General features: G+C 64.8%; 19 protein-coding genes. 10 read left to right on the top strand and 9 right to left on the bottom strand.

What is annotated here, in order from left to right; translation table 11 throughout:
- Positions 1-53 precede the first annotated feature (53 nt).
- Both JQ616_RS33195 and JQ616_RS33190 read left to right on the top strand, forming a co-directional pair.
- The gene (locus JQ616_RS33195) at positions 54-977 is read left to right on the top strand and encodes an ABC transporter ATP-binding protein (protein ID WP_212022130.1); all 924 of its coding nucleotides are present in this window, start codon (positions 54-56) and stop codon (positions 975-977) included.
- Positions 974-1,735, top strand: a complete 762-nt coding sequence (locus tag JQ616_RS33190; RefSeq protein WP_212022128.1) for an ABC transporter permease — start codon at positions 974-976, stop codon at positions 1,733-1,735. The genes JQ616_RS33195 and JQ616_RS33190 overlap by 4 nt, the downstream gene beginning before the upstream one ends.
- 58 nt (positions 1,736-1,793) lie before the next feature.
- Here JQ616_RS33190 and JQ616_RS33185 read toward each other — a convergent pair whose 3' ends face one another.
- Positions 1,794-2,123 carry a hypothetical protein gene (locus JQ616_RS33185; RefSeq protein ID WP_212022126.1) on the bottom strand — a complete coding sequence of 110 codons (330 nt, stop codon included), beginning with the start codon at positions 2,121-2,123 and terminating at the stop codon, positions 1,794-1,796.
- A gap of 290 nt (positions 2,124-2,413) precedes the next feature.
- Between JQ616_RS33185 and JQ616_RS33180 the strand changes: the two genes are divergently transcribed.
- A complete protein-coding gene (locus JQ616_RS33180) occupies positions 2,414-3,196 on the top strand; it encodes a L,D-transpeptidase (protein WP_212022118.1) in 783 nt (260 codons plus the stop codon).
- Between the two features lie 322 nt (positions 3,197-3,518).
- On the top strand, positions 3,519-4,379 hold the full coding sequence (locus JQ616_RS33175) for an alpha/beta hydrolase (protein ID WP_249137563.1): 861 nt from the start codon (positions 3,519-3,521) through the stop codon (positions 4,377-4,379).
- Positions 4,380-4,427: 48 nt separating this feature from the next.
- Here the strand turns inward: JQ616_RS33175 and JQ616_RS33170 are convergent, their stop codons facing one another.
- The gene (locus JQ616_RS33170) at positions 4,428-4,985 is read right to left on the bottom strand and encodes a DUF308 domain-containing protein (RefSeq protein ID WP_212022117.1); all 558 of its coding nucleotides are present in this window, start codon (positions 4,983-4,985) and stop codon (positions 4,428-4,430) included.
- A gap of 140 nt (positions 4,986-5,125) precedes the next feature.
- Between JQ616_RS33170 and JQ616_RS33165 the strand changes: the two genes are divergently transcribed.
- Positions 5,126-5,713, top strand: coding sequence for a TetR/AcrR family transcriptional regulator (locus JQ616_RS33165; RefSeq protein ID WP_212022115.1), 588 nt, complete (start codon positions 5,126-5,128; stop codon positions 5,711-5,713).
- A 17-nt stretch (positions 5,714-5,730) separates the two neighbouring features.
- On the opposite strand, the gene JQ616_RS33160 is transcribed toward JQ616_RS33165, so the two are convergent.
- On the bottom strand, positions 5,731-7,989 hold the full coding sequence (locus JQ616_RS33160) for a fused MFS/spermidine synthase (RefSeq protein ID WP_212022113.1): 2,259 nt from the start codon (positions 7,987-7,989) through the stop codon (positions 5,731-5,733).
- Positions 7,990-8,226: 237 nt separating this feature from the next.
- Here JQ616_RS33160 and JQ616_RS33155 point away from each other — a divergent pair, with 237 nt between their 5' ends.
- Positions 8,227-9,828, top strand: coding sequence for a phytoene desaturase family protein (locus tag JQ616_RS33155; protein WP_212022111.1), 1,602 nt, complete (start codon positions 8,227-8,229; stop codon positions 9,826-9,828).
- Positions 9,829-10,092: 264 nt separating this feature from the next.
- On the opposite strand, the gene JQ616_RS33150 is transcribed toward JQ616_RS33155, so the two are convergent.
- On the bottom strand, positions 10,093-10,257 hold the full coding sequence (locus JQ616_RS33150) for a Flp family type IVb pilin (protein WP_212022109.1): 165 nt from the start codon (positions 10,255-10,257) through the stop codon (positions 10,093-10,095).
- A gap of 171 nt (positions 10,258-10,428) precedes the next feature.
- Here JQ616_RS33150 and JQ616_RS33145 point away from each other — a divergent pair, with 171 nt between their 5' ends.
- Together JQ616_RS33145 and JQ616_RS33140 are read left to right on the top strand one after the other, a co-directional pair.
- Positions 10,429-11,313 (top strand): 50S ribosomal protein L11 methyltransferase, encoded by an 885-nt coding sequence (locus JQ616_RS33145; protein WP_212022107.1) that lies wholly within the window; start codon positions 10,429-10,431, stop codon positions 11,311-11,313.
- On the top strand, positions 11,314-11,820 hold the full coding sequence (locus JQ616_RS33140; protein ID WP_212022105.1) for a YkgJ family cysteine cluster protein: 507 nt from the start codon (positions 11,314-11,316) through the stop codon (positions 11,818-11,820).
- An 18-nt stretch (positions 11,821-11,838) separates the two neighbouring features.
- Here JQ616_RS33140 and JQ616_RS33135 read toward each other — a convergent pair whose 3' ends face one another.
- The gene (locus tag JQ616_RS33135) at positions 11,839-12,024 is read right to left on the bottom strand and encodes a hypothetical protein (protein ID WP_212022103.1); all 186 of its coding nucleotides are present in this window, start codon (positions 12,022-12,024) and stop codon (positions 11,839-11,841) included.
- 186 nt (positions 12,025-12,210) lie between these two features.
- Here JQ616_RS33135 and JQ616_RS33130 point away from each other — a divergent pair, with 186 nt between their 5' ends.
- Both JQ616_RS33130 and JQ616_RS33125 read left to right on the top strand, forming a co-directional pair.
- Complete coding sequence (locus tag JQ616_RS33130; protein WP_212022101.1) at positions 12,211-14,040, top strand: aminopeptidase P family protein; 1,830 nt, start codon at positions 12,211-12,213, stop codon at positions 14,038-14,040.
- Between the two features lie 205 nt (positions 14,041-14,245).
- Positions 14,246-15,523, top strand: a complete 1,278-nt coding sequence (locus tag JQ616_RS33125; protein WP_212022099.1) for a multidrug effflux MFS transporter — start codon at positions 14,246-14,248, stop codon at positions 15,521-15,523.
- Positions 15,524-15,601: 78 nt separating this feature from the next.
- On the opposite strand, the gene ligA is transcribed toward JQ616_RS33125, so the two are convergent.
- The 4 genes from ligA to lpxC form a co-directional block, all read right to left on the bottom strand.
- Positions 15,602-17,755 carry an NAD-dependent DNA ligase LigA gene (gene ligA, locus JQ616_RS33120; protein WP_212022097.1) on the bottom strand — a complete coding sequence of 718 codons (2,154 nt, stop codon included), beginning with the start codon at positions 17,753-17,755 and terminating at the stop codon, positions 15,602-15,604.
- Positions 17,756-17,762: 7 nt separating this feature from the next.
- Positions 17,763-19,433: a DNA repair protein RecN gene (recN, locus tag JQ616_RS33115; RefSeq protein ID WP_212022095.1), complete on the bottom strand. Its 1,671-nt coding sequence runs from the start codon at positions 19,431-19,433 to the stop codon at positions 17,763-17,765.
- Between the two features lie 13 nt (positions 19,434-19,446).
- Positions 19,447-20,355, bottom strand: a complete 909-nt coding sequence (locus tag JQ616_RS33110; protein ID WP_433996025.1) for an outer membrane protein assembly factor BamD — start codon at positions 20,353-20,355, stop codon at positions 19,447-19,449.
- A 258-nt stretch (positions 20,356-20,613) separates the two neighbouring features.
- Positions 20,614-21,576 carry a UDP-3-O-acyl-N-acetylglucosamine deacetylase gene (gene lpxC / locus JQ616_RS33105; RefSeq protein WP_212022093.1) on the bottom strand — a complete coding sequence of 321 codons (963 nt, stop codon included), beginning with the start codon at positions 21,574-21,576 and terminating at the stop codon, positions 20,614-20,616.
- Between the last annotated feature and the right edge of the window lie 237 nt (positions 21,577-21,813).

Here is a 21,813-nt window from a genome sequence, read left to right as displayed (position 1 = left end):
CCCGCCCGGGCTCCAAATCCGCGCGCACCCATTCCTCACGCTTCCGATCCTCCATGTCGCCGATCATTTCCGTATCCAATCTTTCGAAGACCTATGGCTCCGGCTTCAAGGCGCTGAAGGGCGTCAATCTGGACATCAATCGCGGCGAGATCTTCGCGCTGCTCGGGCCGAACGGCGCCGGCAAGACCACGCTGATCAGCATCATCTGCGGCATCGCCAATCCGAGCGAGGGCCGCATTGCGATCGGCGGCCACGACATCATCAGGGATTATCGCGCGGCACGGTCGATGATCGGGCTGGTTCCGCAGGAACTGCACACCGACGCTTTCGAATCGGTGTGGGCGACCGTCAGCTTCAGCCGCGGCCTGTTCGGCAAGCCGAAGAACCCGGCCCACATCGAGAAGGTGCTGAAGGACCTCTCGCTGTGGGACAAGAAGGACAACAAGATCATCACGCTGTCCGGCGGCATGAAGCGCCGCGTGATGATCGCCAAGGCGCTGTCGCATGAGCCGCAGATCCTGTTCCTCGACGAGCCGACCGCCGGCGTCGACGTCGAACTACGCAAGGGCATGTGGGAGGTGGTGCGCACGCTGCAGGCGTCCGGCGTCACCATCATCCTGACTACGCACTACATCGAGGAAGCCGAGGAGATGGCCGACCGTATCGGCGTCATCAACAAGGGCGAGATCATCCTGATCGAGGACAAAGCAACCTTGATGCAGAAGCTCGGCAAGAAGGAGTTGACGCTGCAATTGCAGAACAGGCTCGATGCCATTCCCACTGCGCTGGCAGCCTACAATCTCGAACTATCCGACGATGGCCACGCCGTGACCTACGACTACGACACCAAGGGTGACCGCACCGGCATCACCAGCCTGCTCAACGATCTCCGCAACGCCGGCATCCGGATCTCGGACCTCGATACGAAGCAGAGCTCTCTCGAAGACATCTTTGTCAGCATCGTGAGGGCGCCATGAACTACCGCGCAATCCGGGCGATCTATCTGTTCGAAATGGCGCGCACCTGGCGCACGCTGCTGCAGAGCATCGTCTCGCCCGTGGTCTCGACTTCGCTGTATTTCGTGGTGTTCGGCGCCGCGATCGGCTCGCGCATCACCGAGGTAGAGGGCGTCAGCTACGGCACCTTCATCGTGCCGGGGCTCGTGATGCTGTCGGTGCTGACCCAGAGTATCTCCAATGCCTCGTTCGGCATCTACTTTCCGAAATTCGCCGGCACGATCTACGAGATCCTGTCGGCGCCGATCTCCTATTTCGAGATCGTGATCGGCTATGTCGGCGCCGCCGCCACCAAGTCGATCATTCTCGGCCTGATCATCCTGGCGACCGCCGGACTGTTTGTGCCTTTGCACATCCAGCATCCGGTGTGGATGCTGACCTTCCTGGTGCTGACCGCCGTCACCTTCAGCCTGTTCGGCTTCATCATCGGCATCTGGGCCGACGGCTTCGAGAAGCTGCAGATGATCCCGATGCTGGTGGTGACGCCGCTGACCTTCCTCGGCGGCAGCTTCTACTCCGTGAACATGCTGCCGTCGGGCTGGCGCACCATCACGCTGTTCAATCCGGTGGTCTACCTGATCTCGGGCTTCCGCTGGAGCTTCTACGAGATCGCCGATGTCAGCGTCGGGCTCAGCCTCGGCATGACCGCCGGTTTTCTGATCACCTGCATGATGATCGTGGCCTGGATCTTCAGGACCGGCTACCGGCTGAAGAACTGACTCGCGAAGCAAGTCATTCCGAGGCGCCTTAAGCGCGAGCCCGGAATGACGATCCCGATCAGTAGCAATGGAAATGGCCGTGGCGGTAATAGCCGCGGCAGCGGTGACCACGGCGATAGCCCCGATCCGGAATGCCGAACACGCCCTTGACCGCGCCCATGGCACCGCCGACACCGGCGCCGACGGCACCGCCAACCACGCCACCCACCGGCCCGCCGATCCGATTGCCCTCATAGGCGCCTTCATGGGCGCCGCGGACGATGCCCTGGGCATGGCCGGCATGGGGAACTGCGGCCAGCGCCAAAGCGAGGGCTGCGGCCGCAAGCAGGAGCCGCGCGGAGAGGCCGGCTGGGATGACGGCCGCGGTCTTAACCTTGGTGATGTTCATCTGGGTTCCTTGCTGCGCGGCGCGAATGCGTCGCCGGGGCGGGAGTATGAAACGCTCATGCGGCCAAATGGTTGCGCGGCGGCGGCCAATCGGGGGGCCATGTCGCGGTCTGCTCGCGAAAATGTCAGCCCGCCGCGACAGGCCGGCCCGGCTTCGGCCTTGTTTGCGCCGCGCGCAGGATTAACGATGGCGCGGGTCCGCCACTGGAACCAAGTTCGGATTCCGTGCATATTGGTTGCCGGGGACGGAGAGCCGCGGCTTTGCGATCAGGCCTGGAGGCCAAAGGTAAAATGCGTTCGTTCCTCATTGCGTTCACGTCCGCGGTGCTTCTTACGGCCGGTGCCGCGCAGGCCAAGGTCGATATCACCATCGACAAGGACAACCAGCAGATGACCGTCGCCGTTGATGGCGTCGCGCGCTATCACTGGCCGGTCTCGAGTGGCATTCCCTCGCGCGAGACGCCGAACGGCACCTTCCGCGCCTTCCGCATGGAAGAGGATCACTACTCCAAGGAATTCGACGACGCGCCGATGCCGCATTCGATCTTCTTCACCAAGATCGGGCACGCGATCCACGGCACCGACTCGGTGAGCCGCCTCGGTACCCCGGCCTCGCATGGCTGCGTGCGGCTGTCGCGCGACAACGCGTCGACACTCTACGCGCTGGTCCAGAAGGAAGGCGTGCTCAACACCACGGTGACGCTGACCGGTTCGGCGCGAGTCGCGCTGGCGCGCAATCCGCGCGGGCGCAATGGCACCGCCGTCGCTCGCTCCGCTCCGCAGCAAGTTGACGGACAATACGGCACCGCCGCCGCCGGCGACCCTGTCGTCCTGACACCGCAGCCGCGCGAATATCCGGCGCAGGCCCGTGCCGACGACGGCTACATCTATCCGGCCGACGGCAGCTCGACCGACCGGCGCTACCCGGCTCCGCCGTCAAGCCGCCGCGTCTACGACGCGCAGGCCTATGGCCAGCAGCAATACTACGGCAACCAGGGCTACGCGCCGGCGCCGCAGGGCTATTACCAGCCGCGGCCCTATTACGAGCGCGGCCCCTACGGCAACAACTATTAGAACTAGAGCGTTTTCGAGCGAACTCGACACCGCTTCGCGTCAAGAAAAGCGTCAAGCAAAAGTCGAGCGCTCGCCTGCCCCGCTGACGGCGCCACAGGCAGCGTGCCGTCAGTTCACACGTCCCTCACCCGCTTGTGACCGTCGCCAAGGGCCCACGCCGCCGCGCGCCGTGGCTGGTCGTCCTGCCGTCATCTCATTGTAAAACTAGCCCGATATTCGGCGGCAAAAGCGCCCGCCTGGCCTCTGGAGGCCGATTCACGCGGAATGCCCGACGAGATCAGGGCCAGAGCGCGGATCAGTTAGGGCAAGATCAGAGGTCGACATGAAACGGGGCATCATTGTCCTTTGCCTGTGCATCGTGGCGATGGCCGGCTACTTCACCACGGACAGATGGGCCATCAGTCACACCACGCTGACGTTCCACGACGTGCTGCGCGACGATCGCAACGTCACGGTCGAGGTCGCGGTGCGGCGCGACCGGCAAATGCAGGCGATGGCCGAGATGATCGAGCTGCCGGTCGCGATCCTGAGCCACGGCAACACCGTCAAGAACACCGAGTACTCGTTCCTCACCAATTTATTCGCATCGCGCGGCTACCTCGTGGTGAGCATTCAGCACGATCTCGACACCGATGTGCCGATGGTCACCAAGGTCGGCGAGGAATATGTCGGCCGCCGCATGCAGTACAATCGCGGCGTCTTCAACATCATGTACGCGATCGACGAGCTCAAGAAGCTCTACCCGAACGCTAACTATCGCCAGCTGACTTTGATCGGCCACTCCAACGGCGGCGACATTTCGATGTTCTTCGCCAAGCAGCACCCCGACCTGGTCAAGAAGATCGTGACGCTGGACAATCTGCGCGTCCCCTTCATCACCGACGGCAGGATCAAGATCCTCTCATTCCGCTCCCACGACCCGGTGTTCAAGGCCGATCCGGGCGTCGTGCCCGACGACGAAACCTGCGCACGGCTCGGCATCAAGGTGGTCCGAACCGAATTCCATCACAACGACCTCAGTGATCGCGGCCCGGACAGCGCGAAATCGTCGATCCAGGCTGGCGTTGAGCAATTCCTCGACGAGGATGCCGGCGAGAGTACGCCGACGATGCCGCTGCTCGCGGCATCGTCACCCGCCTCCGCGACGACAGGGCCCGAGACGACTGCACCGGAGAAGAAATAGCGAGCGCGTTGATGTCGACGCGCGCGCCCCGGTGCCGCCAGGCCGCGCCTACGCGCGCACGCTGCGATGGCCCCTGGCAACGAGCCAGATCGCCGAAAGCAGGAAATAGAACGCGCCGAATCCCGCATAGGGAGCGATGTCTAGGATCGTCGGCGCCACGGGGCCGATGGCTCGGCTGATCATGTAGCCGCCGGCGAGCGCCGACTGCGCGCCGCTCAGGATCATCGCCCATTGCGCGCCGAACTCGCGCCAGCGCCTGACGCCGGTGGACAATTGCAGCACACCCGCGAGGATCGCCCACCCCCCGAACACCGCGAGAACCGCGTAGCTGCTGTGGCTGCTCGCCACGATCACGGCAAGCGCCGTTACCGCGCTGACCACGACGTTCAATGTTTGCGATGGATTGGCTATCAGCCCGCCATTGACCCGGGCGTCGGCCAGATTGGCGATGGCGTCCCACGCCGGGTAGATCACGAGCAGGAACGCGGCCGGGCCCGCTTGCCCGCTGAAGAGAACGGCGGCGGCAACCCAGGCGATCGAGAAGATCGCGCGCCCGAAATAGTAGGATTGCAGCCAGCTGGATTGGGCCGAAAGTCGGCTTTGCATCGATGAACTCCCATGTTTATCTACCTACTAGTAGGTAGATAAACATATCGGGTCAATTGGGCGCTCGGACACCTTGTTGTGTCGAACCGGGGCGCCGAGCTGGCTTGACAAGCTACCTACCAGAAGGTAGGCGAGCCGACATGAAACCAGTGGCTTCAACCTCAGAACAGATCCTCGACGTCGCGCAGTCCCTCATCGTCGCGGGGGGCTATAACGGGTTCAGCTACGCCGACATCGCCGATGCGATCGGTATCAGGAAGGCCAGCATCCATCATCACTTCGCGACCAAGGCCGAGCTGGTTTCGGGGCTAGTCGATCGCTACCGGCAGCAGACCGAGCTCGGCCTGAAGTCTCTTCAGGAGCAGTCCGCGAGCCCGGCCGACCAACTGCAGTCTTACGTGGACTTCTGGAAGGCGTGCATTGGGGATGCTTCGCTGCCGTTCTGCGTCTGCGCGATGCTTGCCGGCGAGATGCCGATATTGCCTGACGAGGTCGCATCGCGCGTCCGCGGACATTTCCATCATCTCGCGGGATGGCTGACGTCGGTGCTGCGAGCAGGCGCAGAGCAGCGCGCGTTCCGGTTGGACAGGCAGCCGGAAGATGAGGCGCAAAGGCTGATGGCGTCGGTTCACGGCGCGATGCTCTCTGCGCGGGCCTTCAACGATCCCGCACTGTTTGCCGCAATCGTCAACACAGAGATCGCGAAGCTGCTGATGGCGGACCGCTAGAGCAGGACCGCTCGAACCTACTGCTCGCCGTCGCGCAGGCGACGGTAGACGGCGCCAAGCACGTTCGAATAATCGTCGGTCCAGACTCGCTGCTTCTCGTCGGCGTCGGTCTCGGTCCAGACATTCGATGATGCGAGCTTGCCGACATCGGCCTCCTCGCGCGCGGAAACCACGACCGAGGTCGAGAAGATATACTCGTTGTCGCGTCCGGAATCCTCGCTATAGACCCAGCTCTTCATATCGTTGGCGTCGGCAATGCCGACCACGACGCTGGCCAGTTCGAGATGGCGGTTGGAGACGTGCATCACGACCGCGCCCTGCGGTGCCAGCTTCTCCTTGTAGATCGCCATCGCCTCCTCGGTCGCGAGATGGATCGGGATCGCGTCCGACGAATAGGCGTCGACGATGATGAGATCGTAGACGCCGTCCGGCTCCTTGGCGAAGGTCAGCCGCGCGTCACCGATCACCGGCTTCAGATTCGGCTCGCAGTTCTGGATGTAGGTGAAGTATTTCGGGTCGCGCGCGGTATCGACCATCGACTGGTCGATCTCGAAGAATCGCCAGTCCTCTCCGGGCTGCGATGCACATGTCAGCGTGCCGGAGCCGAGCCCGATCACCGCCACCTTCAGCGGTGCGCCCTTGCGCTCCCGGATTGCCGTGATCGCCCGTCCGATGCCGCCGTCCTTGTGGTAGTAGCTGATCGCTTCGGGCCTGCCGGTGACCGGCGTGCCGTCGTCGTTCTTGAACTTCTCCGCACCGTGGATCGTGGTGCCGTGCATCAGCACGTGATACTGCCCGTTCGGCGTCACCACGATCTTGTGCACACCGAAGAAGCTGCGCACGGTTTCGACGCGGCCGTCGTCGGACGGATAGGCGCGCAGCACCACCAGCGCGACGACGGCGGTGGCGAAGATCTTCCAGCGATTGGCGTTCAGCGCCAGCGCGAGCAGCGCCGAGAGCACGCCGACCCCACCGATCACCCAGACCCGGTGGTCGTCGAACCAGTTGAAGATGTCGCCGGTCGAATAGGATGGCGCGATCAGCGCCACTGCCAGCACCGCGAGCAACGGCCAGTACCAGGCGGCCCAGCGCGGCAGCCGCTCGGCGCCAGAAGGCCGGCACAGCGCCGCGAGCGCGAGCAGGATCGGATATTCGGCGATCCACGAGAACGTAAAGGGCGCAATCAACCCCGCGAACAATCCGCCGACCATGCCGCCGAACGACAGCGCAACATAGAAGCCGGTGAGATATCTCGCGGCCGGGCGGGTGCGCGCGAGCTCGCCATGACAGGCCATCGCGATGATGAAGAAGCAGAACTGATGGCCGCCGAGCGTCAGCAGCAGGTTCTGCTCGCCGCCAACCGCGAGCAGGATCACGACGCCGGCGATCGCCAGCGGCTGCGCCAGCAGCATCCATTTGTGCGGCAGCGGCCGCGACTGGAACACCAGCACCCAGGTCAACAGATACAGCGACAGCGGCAGCACCCAGAGCAGCGGCGCCGCGGCGACGTCGGTCGAGATATGCGCCGTGACGGCGATCAGCAGACCGGACGGTACGGCAGCGAGGAAGATCCAGCGTGCCCGCAGCAGCCAGGACGGCGCCGGCGCGTTGGCATCATCGACTCGCATGTTGAGCACGGCGGCAGTGGCCGGCGACCGCAGCAGCAGCACGCCGCACCCTGCGATCAGCAGGATCAGCAGACCATAGCCACCGGTCCAGATCAGATTCTGGGTGCGCAATGTGAACATCGGCTCCAGCAACACCGGATAGGACAAGAGCGCCAGGAAGCTGCCGATGTTCGAAGACGCATAGAGGAAATACGGGTCGGGGCCGTTGGGGTGACCGGTGCGCACGAACCACGCCTGCAGCAGCGGATTGTTGGCGGCGAGCGCGAAGAACGGCAGCCCGATCGAGACCGCGAACAGGCCGAGCAGCCAGATCGCATAGCCCGAATTCGGCGGCTCGCCCCAGCCGCTCCTGATCGACAGCGGCAAGGTCAGCAACGCTATGACCAGCAGCACCAGATGCACAGCGATCGGCACGATGCGGCTGTTCAGCTTCATCAGGAGATGCGCATAGGCGTAGCCGCCCAGCAGCAACGACTGAAAAAACACCATCGCCACCGACCACACCGCCGGCGAGCCGCCGAGCCGCGGCAGCACCATCTTGGTGAACAGCGGCTGCACCGAGAACAGCAATAACGCGCTGACGAAGATCGCGGCGGTGTAGACAACCAGCACCAGCCGGTTTCGCGAGGCGGACGGCTCAGACGTCATGAAGGCTCCGGCATGGACCCGGCGGGCGCCGGAGGCGGACGGTCCGGCGGCAGCGCACCGGAGGACTTGAATTGATCATACGGCAGTATCACGGGCAAGAAACCGCGGTCACGTGGACTTGACGACGCGGCGCTGCGGCGCCACAGCACGTTGGATCCTTTCCTGAGCATGATCTTTTCGGAAAGCCGGTTTCCACTTTTCCGGATCATGCTTTAATCACTGCTTCTTGAAGCGGACATGAACGAGACGGACGTCGTCATCATTGGTGCGGGGCATAACGGCCTCACCTGCGCAGCCTATCTTGCGATGGCCGGGCTGCGGGTGAAGGTCGTGGAACGCCGCAAGGTGGTCGGCGGCGCCGCGGTCACCGAAGAGTTTCATCCGGGCTTCCGCAATTCAGTCGCCGCCTACACGGTGAGCCTGCTCAATCCGCAAATCATTTCTGATCTGAAACTTGCCGATCACGGCCTCAGAATTGTCGAGCGCCGCGCGCAGAATTTCCTTCCCGCGCCCGACGGCAGCTATCTCCTGACCGGCGAAGGCCGCACCCAGCAGTCGGTCGCGAAACTCAGCCAGCGCGACGCAGCTACCATTGGCGTGTTCTCGGCGGAACTCGAAGCCATCGCCGACGTGTTGCGCCAGTTCGTGCTGCGCGCGCCGCCGAACCTCGTCGAGGGTTTTGGCATCGGCGCAATAAGCGAGGCCTTCAACGCGCTTGGCACCGCCAACATCCTGCGGCGGCTAACGCTGGAGCAGCAGCGCAATCTGCTCGACCTGTTCACGCGCTCGGCCGGCGAGATGCTCGACGAGCGTTTCGAGAACGACCTCGTCAAGGCGCTGTTCGGCTTCGACGCCATCGTCGGCAATTACGCCAGCCCCTACGCGGCCGGCTCGGCCTATGTGATGCTGCATCATGCGTTTGGCGAGGTGAACGGCAAGAAGGGCGTCTGGGGTCACGCGATCGGCGGCATGGGCGCGATCACCCAGGCAATGGCGAGCGCCGCGCGCAGCCACGGCGTCGAGATCGAAACCGATGCTGGTGTCCGCGAGGTGATCGTCGAGAAGGATCGTGCCATCGGCGTGATCCTCGACAATGGCGAGACGATCCGCGCCAAATATGTCGTCTCGAACGTCAATCCGAAGCTGCTGTACACCCGCCTGGTGCCGGAAGGTGCGCTGGCGGCCGAGTTCCGCGGCCGCATCTCGCGATGGCAGAACGGTTCCGGCACGTTCCGGATGAACGTGGCGCTCAGCGCCCTGCCCGCGTTCACCGCGCTGCCGGGCGCCGGCGATCACCTCACCGCTGGAATCATCATCGCGCCAAGTCTCGGCTACATGGATCGCGCCTGGCGCGACGCGCGCGAATTCGGCTGGAGCCGTGCGCCGGTGGTCGAGATGCTGATCCCCTCGACGCTCGACGACAGCCTGAGCCCACAGGGCCAGCACGTTGCGAGCCTGTTCTGCCAGCACGTCGCACCGCAACTGCCCGACGGCAAATCGTGGGACGATCATCGCGACGAGGTCGCCGACCTGATGATCGCCACCGTCGACGCCTACGCACCCGGCTTCGCCGGCACCGTGATCGGCCGCCAGATCCTGTCGCCGCTCGACCTCGAGCGGCAGTTCGGCCTGCTCGGCGGCGACATCTTCCACGGCGCGCTGACGCTGAACCAGCTGTTCTCGGCGCGGCCGATGCTCGGCCATGCCGACTACCGCGGGCCGCTCCGCGGTCTCTACCATTGCGGTTCCGGCGCCCATCCCGGCGGCGGCGTCACCGGCGCCCCCGGCCACAACGCCGCGCGCGCGATCCTGGCCGACCATCGCGCGCTGTTTGCCTAACGACGCGATGCGCGCATGGCGTGGCAAGCTGTGGACAGGCTTGTTGGGAACCTGTGGGTCTGCTGTGGACAGATCTGCTCGCCCTGACGGGAGAGCCGGTGGACATCGCGGTGGACCGGCTGTGCAGTTGATGTCGATAACCCCGGGACAACGCGGTTGATGACTTGTTGACGCGCGGTACAGAGCTCTGTGGACAACCGGGCAAAAAAGAAAACACCGGGCGTCGTTGCCCGGTGCTTGCCTTGAGAACGCCGTCTGCGAAAATTACTTCAGCGAACCGCTGATCGAGTTGAAGGTCCCGCTCAGCGACGAGCCGACGCCATTCACCGCAGCGATGATGGCGATCGCGATGCCGGTCGCAATCAGTCCGTATTCGATGGCGGTCGCGCCGGATTCGTTCTGCAAAAACCTAATGATAAAAGCCTTCATAGCAGCCCTGCCCTTGAAGTTGTGATGCCTTTGGAACAGGAGGTTCCGGTTCCGGGAACAGTACTACTACGGTGAAATCTAAAGTTGTCTAAACCGGGAACCTCGCAATTCTCGCGATATTCGAGTGAATCATGCTTGAAATTTTAACAAAATCCGCGCTACGGGCCTCCGATGACCCCAGCCACGCATCGCGCCAGCATCACCCTTCCTGACGAAACGACCGCAAAGCGTGTGGTGGACGCGCTTTCCGAGCTGTTTTTCGAGGATCAGGCAGCTTTTGCGGCCTTCGAGCGGCCGGACGGCCGCTGGGACGTCACCATCCATTTTGCCGAGCCGCCGGACCAAAGCTTGCTGCGCGAGCTGGTCGGCCAGGTTGTGCGGCAGGATGTCACATCAACTTTGGTCTTTGACACCGTGGAGGCCAAGGACTGGGTCAAGGCCAGCCTTGAGGACCTTGTCCCGGTCGCCGCCGGCCGCTTTGTCGTCCACGGCCAGCACGACCGCCACAGGATACCGTCCAACAAGCTCGGGATCGAGATCGAGGCGGCGCTCGCTTTCGGCACCGGCCATCATGGCACCACGCGTGGCTGCCTCCTGCTGCTCGATCACGTGTTGAAAGCGTACCAGCCCCGCCGGGTGCTCGATCTCGGCACCGGGACCGGCGTGCTGGGGATCGCCGCGGCCAAGGCGCTGCACGGCAAGGTGCTGGCCAGCGACATCGACCCGCCCTCGGTGCGGGTGGCGGAGGAGAATGCCCGGCTGAACGGCGCCGGCCATCTGGTCGACGCGATCCGCGCCACCGGCTTTGCATCGCCGCGGTTTGCCGAGGACGGACCATTCGATCTCGTGCTCGCCAACATCCTGGCCAATCCGCTGCGACAGCTGGCCGGGCCGATGGCGCGGCAGCTCGCCTCGTCGGCGCAGGTCATTCTCTCGGGCCTCCTGACCCACCAGGCGCCGGCCGTCATCGCCGCCTACCGCGCCCGCGGGCTGGTGCCGCTGCGGCATCTGAGGATCGAGGGCTGGAGCAGCCTGCTGCTACGGTCGGTGAGGTGAATGACCACCGCCGGCAGACAGTGCGGCGACTGCACGCTCTGCTGCAAGGTGATGGCGATCGAGGAACTGGCGAAGCCCGCCAACGCATGGTGCCCGCATTGCAAGCCGGGGCGCGGCTGCCGGATCTACCCGGACCGGCCCGCGGAATGCCGCACGTTCAGCTGCGTCTGGCTGGTCAATGAGTTGCTGGACGAGCACTGGAAGCCCTCGAGATCGAAGCTTGTGTTGACCACATCGGACGACGGCCTCGAGGTCCGATGCGATCCGGGCTTCCCCGACGCCTGGCGCCGGGAGCCGTTTCGCAGCGAGCTCAGGCAATGGGCGATCTCCGGCGAGCCCCTCGACATGACCGTCGTCGTCATCGTCGGCCAGCGCATGACGCTGCTGACGCCTGAGCGCGAATTCGATCTCGGCATCGTCGGTCCCGACGAGCGGATCGTGCGCGAACTCGAAGGCACCAGGGTCGTCAATGCGACCGTGGCGAAGGCGTCCGACCTCGAGCAATAGATGCGATCTGCGGGCTGGTTATTTGGGCGCTGTGGAATCGCGACCGCTCGTCTCGACCTTGTCCTGGCTGGCAGCGCGCCAGGCACGCGCCTCGACAAAACGATCCAGCATCTGGACGATGACGCCACGCGGCTTCTGGTCGACCGGCGCGATCGGGCCGGGCGGGATCGGCGGCGAGATCTTCTCAAACGTGAATGCAGGCATCGTGCATCTCCTCACCGTTGAGTTGAGACACTCCTGGACACTCCCCGTACGCTTTGCCGGCGATGGTGGACATCGTCCGGTCAGTTCTACTATGCCATGTTTCAAGCAGAAGTTATGCCAAAAATGTGGTCAGCTTGACTGCGTTTGCGCGAAGCTCAAGCTCGACCCGAAAAGAGTGCGACAGCGATGTTCGAAGCCCATTTCCAGACGTTCGAAGAGCCCGAAGGCGGCGTGGCGCTGACCGCACGCTTAAGCGCGCTGCGCGAGGAACTGGCGCGGCGCAAGCTGATGGGATTCGTGGTTCCGCGCGCCGACCAGCAGCAGAATGAGTATGTTGCGGCGTCTGAAGAGCGGCTCGCCTGGCTGACCGGCTTCACCGGGTCGGCCGGGCTCGCGATCGTGCTCGCCAAGGAAGCGGCCCTGTTCGTCGACGGCCGCTACACGCTGCAGGCCGGCAAACAGGTCGACCGCAAGGCCTGGCAGGTCGAGCCTCTGGTCGAGCCGCCGCCGGAACACTGGCTGACCCGGCACCTGACGGCAGGCGACCGCCTAGGATTTGACCCGTGGCTGCACACTTCTGCGGCAGCCGAGCGGCTGGCGGCGGCCTGCGCCAAGGCCGGCGCCGAACTGGTCGCCGTCGACAGCAACCCGGTCGATACGGTCTGGAGCGAGCGGCCGGCACCGCCGCTCGGCCCGGTCGCGATCCATGGCACACAGTTCTCCGGCGAGATCGAGGCCGAGAAGCTCAAGCGCATCCGGCTCGAGATCAACAAGCTCGGCGTCGATGCGCTGGTGCTGTCCGACAGCCACGCGGTGGCCTGGGCCTTCAACATCCGCGGCGCCGACGTCTCGCATACGCCGCTGCCCTTGTCCTACGCGCTGGTCCCGAAGGACGGCCGGCCGCTGGTATTCATCGATCACCGCAAGCTGTCCAACGCGACCCGCGACCATCTCGAACAATCCGCCGATGTCGAGGAGCCGGCGGCGCTGGCGCCAAAGCTCACCGAGCTCGCCAAACGCGGCGCCTCGATCGCGCTCGACAGCGCGACCGCCGCCGACGCCCTGAGCCGCCTGATCGCGGGTGCCGGCGGCAAGCCGGTGCGCGGCAACGATCCGGTCAGCCTGCTCAAGGCGGTCAAGAACATTACCGAGATCGAGGGCACGCGCACGGCGCACCAGCGCGACGCGGTGGCGCTTGTGCGCTTCCTTGCCTGGATCGATCGCGAGGCGCCCTCCGGCCACCTCACCGAGATCGACACCGTCGAGGCGCTGGAGACCTTCCGCCGCCAGACCGGCGCGCTGAAGGATGTGTCATTCCCGACCATCGCCGGCACCGGGCCGAACGGCGCCATCGTGCATTACCGCGTGACACGCAAGAGCAACCGCCGCATTGCGCCCGGCGATCTCTTGCTGATCGATTCCGGCGCGCAATATCAGGACGGCACCACCGACGTCACCCGCACCATCGCGATCGGCCAGCCGACCGACGAGATGCGCGATCGCTTCACCCGGGTGCTGCGCGGCCACATCGCGATCGCCCGCGCGGTCTTCCCCGACGGCACCACCGGCGCGCAGCTCGACACCCTGGCGCGGCAATATCTCTGGCAGGCCGGGATCGATTTCGAGCACGGCACGGGCCACGGCGTCGGCAGCTATCTCAGCGTCCATGAAGGGCCGGCGCGGATCTCCAAGCTCGGCACCACGCCGCTGAAGCGCGGCATGATCCTGTCGAACGAGCCCGGCTACTACAAGACCGACGCCTATGGCATCCGGATCGAGAACCTCGAGCTCGTGATCGGCACCGACATCGTCGGCGCCGAAAAGCCGGTCAACGCCTTCGAGACGCTGACCCTGGCGCCGATCGATCGCCGCCTGATCGAGGTCGACATGCTGAGCTCAAGTGAGCTGACCTGGCTCAACGACTACCACGCCCGCGTCGCGCGCGTCGTGCGCCCGCATCTCGACGACAACGCGACGAAGCTGTGGCTCGACGAGGCGACGGCGGCGCTGAAGTAGCGACGCAAGCATCCCTGCACATACTCAGTGTCGTCCCGGCGAAGGCCGGGACGAGAGCGGAATTTGCCGGCACAGCCGGCGCTAATTGCGCGAGGCGAAACATCACCGCTGCGTCTCCCGAAATCGCATGGGCGTATGCCGAAACACCGGTATTCCGCGCGAACGGGCACGCTACAGTCGTTGCACAATGCTGGATCGGACCTGAATGCACGGCGTGATGGGCAAGCCGCCCGGCGCGGCTCAAGACAACATCGCGACATCGAAGGTCATGCTGCTGATGCTCGTCGTGATGACGGGCGTCGCGCCGATCTCGCTCTACATGCTGGTCCCGGCGCTGCCGGTGCTGGCCACCACCTTTGGCCGCGATATTTCCATCGCGCAGATGACCGTGTCGCTCTACATGGTCGGCATCGCGCTGTCGCAGCTGATCATGGGACCGCTGTCCGACAAGTTCGGCCGCCGGCCGGTGCTGCTCGCGGGCCTCGGCCTGATGGTGGTGGCCGGCATCGGCTCGGTGTTCGCCGAGACCTTGCCGCAATTGATCGCGGCGCGCTTCTTCCAGGCGCTCGGCGGCGCCAGCGGCATGGTGATCAGCCGCGCCATCATCCGCGACCTCTATCCGCGCGAGCGGGTCGGCGCCATGATCAGCCTCGTCGTCGCCGCGCTGATGATCGCGCAGATGGTGAGCCCGCTGACCGGCGGCCTGCTGGAGACCACGTTCGGCTGGCGCGCGATCCTCTATTTCATCACCGCGGCGTCGCTGGCCGTCACGATCTTCATCGCGCTGGCGCTGCCCGAGACCCGCCGTGACCGCACCGACAGTTCGAGCTTCCGCGGCGACCTCGGCAAGCTGCTGCGCAGCCGCGCCTTCGTCGGCTATCTCCTGTGCCAGGTGCTGGCGTCGCAGATCATCTTCGCCTTCGCCGGCGGCGGCCCCTACATCGTAGTGACCCAGATGGGCCGCAGCAGCGCCGAGTATGGCGCATGGTTCGCGATGACCGGGTTCGGCTATTTCATCGGCAATCTGCTCTGCGTGCGGTTCGCGCCGCGGCACTCGCTGGAGAAGCTGATCTGGTTCGGCCTCGCGTTGCAGCTCGGCGGCAGCCTGTTGAACCTGATCTGGAGTTTCACTGGAGCAAACCAGGCGCCGCTCTGGCTGTTCGGCACCCAGATGATCGTGATGGTCGCCAATGCCTTCGTGATGGCCAATTCCGCGGCCGGCGCCATCAGCATCCGTCCCGAGGCGGCCGGCACTGCTTCCGGTGCCATGGGCTTTTTGCAGCAGGGCATCGGCTCGCTGATCTCGCAATTCGGCGCCTATCTCGGCGGCCACTCCACCACCACGCTGCCGCTGACCTCGGCGATCTTCGCGATCTCGATCGCCTGCGTCTGCACCATGATCTTCATCGTGCCGCGGCGAAACGTGGTGGTGAGCGAGGAGTTGATCGCGCAGGCCGAGGAGGATGAGCAGGGGATGATGTGAGGGGCGGCACTCGCGCCCTAACTCGTCATCCCCCGCTTTCGCGGAGGACGACAGCGGTGAGTGCGGCGACGCCTCGCCCTACTCCTCGATCAGCTTCAGCCACTCGTCTTCGGTCAGCACCGCAACGCCAAGCTCGCGCGCCTTGGTCAGCTTCGACCCGGCTTCTTCGCCTGCGACAACGTAGTCGGTCTTTTTCGACACCGAGCCGGCGACCTTGGCACCGAGACGCTCTGCCATCGCCTTGGCTTCGTCACGGGTGAATTTGGTCAGGGAACCGGTGAACACCACGGTCTTGTCCGAGACCGGCGAGCTCTTGCGCGGCTGCTCGGCGGGCTTCACTTCGATCTGGCGCAACAATTCGCCGAGCGCCTTGACGTTGCGGGGCTCGGCGAAGAACTCGACCACCGCGTCCGCAACGATCTCGCCGATGCCATCGATATCGTTGAGATCCTGGTAGGCTTCGGTGGTGTTCTCTTCGTCCCCACTACCCTTGGCCGCCGCCAGCATCGCTTCGCGAAAATTATCGATCGTGTGATAGTGCCGTGCCAGCAGCTTGGCATTGCCTTCGCCGACATGACGAATGCCGAGCGCGAAGATCAATCGGTGCAGCTCGATATTGCGGCGGGCGTCGATCGCGTCGAACAGGTTGCGCACCGAGGTTTCGCCGTAGCCCTCGCGCTCCATCAATTTCGAGGTCGAACGCCCGTCCCGCTCGCGCAGGGTGAAGATATCGACCGGCGTCTTCACCAGCCCGTCCTCGTAGAACTCCTGGATCTGCTTCTCGCCCAGACCGTCGATATCGAACGCGAGCCGCGACACGAAATGCTTCAGCCGCTCGACCGCCTGCGCTGGGCAGATCAGCGCGCCGGTGCAGCGGCGCACCGCCTCGCCTTCCTCGCGGATCGCATGGCTGCCGCACACCGGGCAGGTGTCGGGAAACTTGTAGGGTTTCGCGCTGCTCGGCCGCTTGTCGAGCACGACGCTGACGACCTGCGGGATGACGTCGCCGGCGCGCTGCACCACGACGGTGTCGTCGACGCGCAGATCGACGCCATCGCGGATCGGACTTCCGTCGTTGCCAATGCCCTTGATGTAGTCCTCGTTATGCAGCGTGGCATTCGACACCACGACGCCGCCGACCGTGACCGGCTCGAGCCGCGCGACCGGCGTCATCGCGCCGGTGCGTCCCACCTGGATATCGATACCTTTGAGTATCGTCGTGGCCTGTTCGGCGGCGAATTTGTGCGCGATGGCCCAGCGCGGACTGCGCGACACGAAGCCGAGGCGTTCCTGCCAGTCGAGGCGGTCGACCTTGTAGACCACGCCGTCGATGTCGTAGCCGAGCGACGCGCGCTCCTCGCCGATCTTGTTGTAGAATTTCAGGACGTCGTCGACGCTGTTGCAGAGCGTGATCAGCGGATTGACCACAAAGCCCGCTTTATCCATCCACTCCAGCATGCCGTGCTGGGTGTCGGCGGGCGGCTCGCTCATCTCGCCCCATGTGTAGGCGAAGAATTTCAGCGGCCGTGACGCGGTGATCGAGACATCCTTCTGGCGCAGCGAACCCGCCGCCGAATTGCGCGGATTGGCGAAGATCGTGTCGTCGGCCGCGGCCTGCTTCTTGTTCAGCTCGAGGAAGTCCTTCTTGAGCATGTAGACTTCGCCGCGCATTTCGCAGGCCGCGGGAACGTTGCGGCCCTTCAGGGCGTGCGGAATGTCCTTGATGGTCCTGACGTTGGCGGTGACATCCTCGCCGGTGAAGCCGTCGCCACGGGTCGCGGCGCGGACCAGCTCGCCGTTTTCATAGCGCAGCGAGAGCGACAGGCCGTCGATCTTCGGCTCGGCGACCAGCGCCGGAATGTGGTCGGCGTCCAGCTTGAGAAAGCGCCTGATGCGTTCGACGAACTCGGTGACATCCTCGTCACTGAATGCGTTGCCGAGTGACAGCATCGGAACGGCATGCTGCACCTTGGCAAAGCCGCGGGCCGGCGCGGCGCCAACCGTCTGGGTCGGCGAATCCTTGGTGACGAGATCGGGAAACTTCGCCTCGATCGCTTCCAATCGGTGCCGCAGGGCGTCGTAGGCCGCATCGGATACGGTCGGCGCGTCCTTCTGGTAGTAGCGCTCGTTGTGCGCTTCGATCTCGAGCGAAAGCCGCATGTGCTCGACCTTGGCCTGGGCCTTGGTGAGCTTGTCGACGTCGACCAGCGCTTTCTTCGCTTTGGTGGCCATAGGCGAACTAGCTCGCCGCCCGGAGCAGCCGTTCCGCAGCCGCCCTCGCCTCCGCGGTGATCTCGGCGCCGGCCAGCATGCGTGCGATTTCCTCGCGGCGATGGTCGGCGGCGAGCGCGTTGACGCGGGTCGCGACGCGCTTGCCCTTGTCGAGCGCGTCCTTGGAGATCAGAAGATGCTGGCTGGCGCGGGCCGCGACCTGCGGCGCATGCGTCACCGCCATCACCTGCACCTTGCCGGCGAGACGCGCCAACCGCGAGCCGATGGCGTCTGCCACGGCGCCACCGACGCCGGTATCGATTTCGTCGAACACCAAGGTCGGCGCCGAGCCGCGATCGGCCAGCACCACCTTCAGCGCCAGCAGGAAGCGCGACAGCTCGCCGCCGGAGGCGACCTTCATCATCGGGCCCGGCTTGGTGCCCGGATTGGTCTGGACCCAGAACTCGACGCGGTCGATGCCTTGCGGACCCGGCGCGGCCGCATTGCTTTCGACCTGGGTCATGAACTTCGCGCGCTCGAGCTTGAGCGGCGCGAGCTCGGCATTGACGGCCTTGTTGAGCTTCTCGGCCGCCTTGCTGCGCACCGCCGACAGTTTCGCGGCCGCAGCCGCGTAGCGCTTGTCGGCCTCGGCGGCGGCGGCTTCCAGCTTCTTCAGCTGGTCGGCGCCGGCATCGATCAGCGCGACGTCATTGGCGTATTGCGCAGCGAGCGCGGCCAGTAGATCGACCGGCGTCGAATATTTGCGCGAGGCGGCGCGCAGCGCGAACAGCCGTTCCTCGATGCGCTCGAGCTCGGCCGGATCGAAATCGGTCGCCGCCAGCGCGGCATGGAGATGCTGGTCGGCCTCCTCCAGCGCATTGATCGCGATGTCGATCGCCTTCACCGCCGGCTCGATCAGCGCCGGCGCATTGGCGGCACGGCGCTCCAGCCGCCGCACCGCGGCCGACAGCGCCGACACCGGCGAATGCGAGCCGCCGATCGCCTCCTGCGCCTCGCGCAGATCGGTCGCGACCTTCTCGCCCTGCATCATGGTGGTGCGGCGGTTGGCGAGCTCGGTCTCCTCGCCGTCCTTCGGAGCGAGTGTCTTCAGCTCCTGCGAGGCATGGCGCAGATAGTCGGCCTCGCGCGCCGCACGCTCCATGCCGGCGCGATGCTCGTCGAGCGCGCTACCGGCGGTTCGCCTGATGTCCCACAGCGCTTCCAGCGCAGCGACGTCCTTCTCGTGGCCGGCGAAGGCGTCGAGCAGCTGGCGATGGGTGGAGGCGTCGACCAGCGCGCGCTCGTCGTGCTGGCCGTGGATCTCGACCAGAACCGCGCCGACCGCCTTCAGGGTCTGCACGCTGATCGCCTGGTCGTTGATGAAGGCACGGGTGCGGCCGTCGGCGAGCTGCACGCGGCGCAGGATCATTTCACCGGTGTCGTCGAGGCCGTTCTCGGCCAGGATCCTGGCCGCCGGATGTCCCTTCGGGACATCGAACATGGCAGTAACCTGCCCCTGCTCGGCGCCATGGCGCACCAGGCCGGCATCGCCGCGGCCGCCAAGCGCCAGCGCAAAGGCATCAAGCAGGATGGATTTGCCGGCGCCGGTTTCGCCGGTCAGCACCGCCAGACCACGGGAAAATTCGATATCAAGCCGTTCGATCAGGACGATGTCACGGATCGACAGACGGGCCAGCATGCGAGGACAATTCCTAGCCGAGACCCATCTTTTTGAAGGTCCTGCTGATCCAGGATCCCTGATTCTCGCTCGGCTCGAGACCGCCGGACTTTACTAGATTATAGGCGTCCTTGTACCAGCGGCTGTCCGGAAAATTGTGGCCGAGCACGGCGGCGGCAGTCTGCGCCTCGCCGACGATGCCGATCGCCATGTAGGCCTCGGTGAGGCGGTAGAGTGCCTCTTCGACATGGCGCGTGGTCTGGTACTGGGTGACCACGGTCTTGAAGCGGTTGATCGCGGCCGTGTAGTCGCGCTTCTCGACGTAGTAGCGCCCGACCGCCATTTCCTTGCCGGCGAGCTGGTCGCGCGCGGCCTGGATCTTGTTCTTGGCCTGGGTGGCGTATTCCGAGGTCGGATACTTGCGCACCACCTCTTCGAGCGCTGCGATCGCCTTCTCGGTGCGGCCCTGGTCGCGCGAGATGTCCGGGATCTGATCGAAATGCGATGCCGCGATCAGGTACTGGGCGTAGGAAGCGTCCGGGCTGCCGGGATGCAGCGTGACGTAGCGGGTCGCGGAGCCGATGCAGCTGTCGTAATCGCCGGCCTGATAGTACGAATAGGCCGACATCAGCAGCGACTTGCGCGCCCAGTCAGAATAGGGGTGCTGACGGTCGACTTCCTCGAACTTCTTCGACGCGGCCTTCAGGTCCTTCTTCTCGTTCATCATGTACAAGCCCTCATTGTAGAGCTTGTCCGCGGGCTCATCGACGAACGTGTCGTCCTTGGCCATGAACTTGTCCCACAGCGCGCCGGTGCCGCAGCCTGAGAGCGGCAATGCCAGCACGATCAGGCCCGCCGCAAAACGCAGCGCGCGCGCGGCCCTTGTCAGGCCGGAGACGTCAGAAGAGGAGCGTGGTTCGAGCGCCATACGCATTGCCGACATGAATTGTAAAACCTGACGCCTGTGATGCGGTTAACGGCGACCCCACTCCACCCATGAACCGCGGTCATGGATGCAATATCTCTCGTGCCGTTGGCGCCGTATCAGGCAACCGCGGGCCTGCTTAACCGAAAAATGACCGTGGACCAACCGAATAGGGAGCCAATCCGCCGGGAATAAGGCGGCCTGATAAAGCACACACCCTGCTGTGGTTATTACGGAAATCGGGCCCGACCGGCTAGGCGATCAGGACTTGGGCGATCAGGACACGTCCGGGCCGTAGGCCGGGGCAACGAGGCCGCCCACGGTGCCTGCACCGGCTTCGACATGGCCACGGACCGGCCGCCGGGCGGTCTCCGATTCGACCACGCGCCACGCGCTGCGGTCGGCGAGCAGCGCCTTCAGCACCGCGTTGTTGAGCTTGTGACCGCCCCGGACCGAACGGTAGCTGCCGAGCAGCGGCAGGCCGGCCAGCGCCAGATCGCCGATCACGTCGAGCACCTTGTGGCGGGCGCATTCGTTGGCGTAGCGCAGGCCCTCGGTGTTGAGCAGGCGGGCTTCGTCGAACACCACGGTGTTGTCGAAGGAGGCGCCGAGCGCGAAGCCCGCGCCCCACAGCCGCGCCACGTCGTTCATGCAGCCGAAGGTGCGGGCACGCGCGACCTCGCGGCGGAAGCCTTCCGGCGAAAGGTCGAAGGAGAAGGTCTGGTGGCCGATCACCTTGTTGGTGAAATCAATCTCGACTTCGGCGCGGAAGCTGCCGGCGAACGGACGCAGCTCGCCCATCGCATCGCCGATCTTGACCTGCACCGGCTTCAGCACCTGGATGAAGCGGCGGACGCCGGCCTGGGTCACGATGCCGGCCTGATCGATGGCTGCGACAAACGCGGCAGCGCTGCCATCCATGATCGGAACTTCCGACCCGTCGATTTCGATGGTGGCGTTGTCGACGCCCATGCCGCGCAGCGCCGCGAGCACATGCTCAGCGGTCGAGACCAGCGGCCCCTCGCGGTCACCGAGCACCGTCGCAAACTCGGTTGCGATCACAGCGTCGGCGGTGGCGGTCACTTCGCGGTCGGCGCCGTCGATACCGGCGCGGACAAAAATATAACCTGCATCAACAGGTGCAGGTCCCAACGTGAGACTAACAGGAAGACCGGAATGAACGCCTACGCCAGTCACGGTGGCTTGCGACCGAAGCGTTGTTTGACGGCTGAACTTCATTCGATAATGCCCACTACCCGACTTCACTCAATACAAGTGGCCAAACTTCCCCAGGCCGACTCGCTTGAGCTCCCCAAGTCCCGGCAGACCATAGTGATTGCCCTAAACCGCGCCAACTCACGCTTGTTTACCGATTGTTACCCCATCTCTGCCGCATTCGTGCCCACGCTTAACCAAATTGCGGCAGCGAAAGCGGCCGGCGGAGAGCCCCCATCCAATCACCCAAAGAATAATTAA

The sequence above is a fragment of the Bradyrhizobium tropiciagri genome, from assembly GCF_018130545.1.
GTDB classification, from domain to species: Bacteria; Pseudomonadota; Alphaproteobacteria; order Rhizobiales; family Xanthobacteraceae; genus Bradyrhizobium; species Bradyrhizobium tropiciagri_A.
This window is presented reverse-complemented; position numbering and strand designations above follow the sequence as displayed.

Excerpts from the sequence above, each read along its gene's own strand:
- JQ616_RS33140 (WP_212022105.1), top strand. The coding sequence starts at position 11,314 with ATGACCACCGCCGGCAGACAGTGCGGCGACTGCACGCTCTGCTGCAAG.
- JQ616_RS33180 (WP_212022118.1), top strand. The coding sequence starts at position 2,414 with ATGCGTTCGTTCCTCATTGCGTTCACGTCCGCGGTGCTTCTTACGGCC.
- JQ616_RS33165 (WP_212022115.1), top strand. The coding sequence starts at position 5,126 with ATGAAACCAGTGGCTTCAACCTCAGAACAGATCCTCGACGTCGCGCAG.
- JQ616_RS33195 (WP_212022130.1), top strand. The coding sequence starts at position 54 with ATGTCGCCGATCATTTCCGTATCCAATCTTTCGAAGACCTATGGCTCC.
- JQ616_RS33175 (WP_249137563.1), top strand. The coding sequence starts at position 3,519 with ATGAAACGGGGCATCATTGTCCTTTGCCTGTGCATCGTGGCGATGGCC.
- JQ616_RS33135 (WP_212022103.1), bottom strand. The coding sequence starts at position 12,024 with ATGCCTGCATTCACGTTTGAGAAGATCTCGCCGCCGATCCCGCCCGGC.
- JQ616_RS33190 (WP_212022128.1), top strand. The coding sequence starts at position 974 with ATGAACTACCGCGCAATCCGGGCGATCTATCTGTTCGAAATGGCGCGC.
- ligA (WP_212022097.1), bottom strand. The coding sequence starts at position 17,755 with ATGGCCACCAAAGCGAAGAAAGCGCTGGTCGACGTCGACAAGCTCACC.
- JQ616_RS33110 (WP_433996025.1), bottom strand. The coding sequence starts at position 20,355 with ATGTCGGCAATGCGTATGGCGCTCGAACCACGCTCCTCTTCTGACGTC.
- JQ616_RS33145 (WP_212022107.1), top strand. The coding sequence starts at position 10,429 with ATGACCCCAGCCACGCATCGCGCCAGCATCACCCTTCCTGACGAAACG.
- JQ616_RS33170 (WP_212022117.1), bottom strand. The coding sequence starts at position 4,985 with ATGCAAAGCCGACTTTCGGCCCAATCCAGCTGGCTGCAATCCTACTAT.
- JQ616_RS33185 (WP_212022126.1), bottom strand. The coding sequence starts at position 2,123 with ATGAACATCACCAAGGTTAAGACCGCGGCCGTCATCCCAGCCGGCCTC.
- JQ616_RS33125 (WP_212022099.1), top strand. The coding sequence starts at position 14,246 with ATGCACGGCGTGATGGGCAAGCCGCCCGGCGCGGCTCAAGACAACATC.
- JQ616_RS33160 (WP_212022113.1), bottom strand. The coding sequence starts at position 7,989 with ATGACGTCTGAGCCGTCCGCCTCGCGAAACCGGCTGGTGCTGGTTGTC.
- JQ616_RS33150 (WP_212022109.1), bottom strand. The coding sequence starts at position 10,257 with ATGAAGGCTTTTATCATTAGGTTTTTGCAGAACGAATCCGGCGCGACC.
- JQ616_RS33155 (WP_212022111.1), top strand. The coding sequence starts at position 8,227 with ATGAACGAGACGGACGTCGTCATCATTGGTGCGGGGCATAACGGCCTC.
- lpxC (WP_212022093.1), bottom strand. The coding sequence starts at position 21,576 with ATGAAGTTCAGCCGTCAAACAACGCTTCGGTCGCAAGCCACCGTGACT.
- recN (WP_212022095.1), bottom strand. The coding sequence starts at position 19,433 with ATGCTGGCCCGTCTGTCGATCCGTGACATCGTCCTGATCGAACGGCTT.
- JQ616_RS33130 (WP_212022101.1), top strand. The coding sequence starts at position 12,211 with ATGTTCGAAGCCCATTTCCAGACGTTCGAAGAGCCCGAAGGCGGCGTG.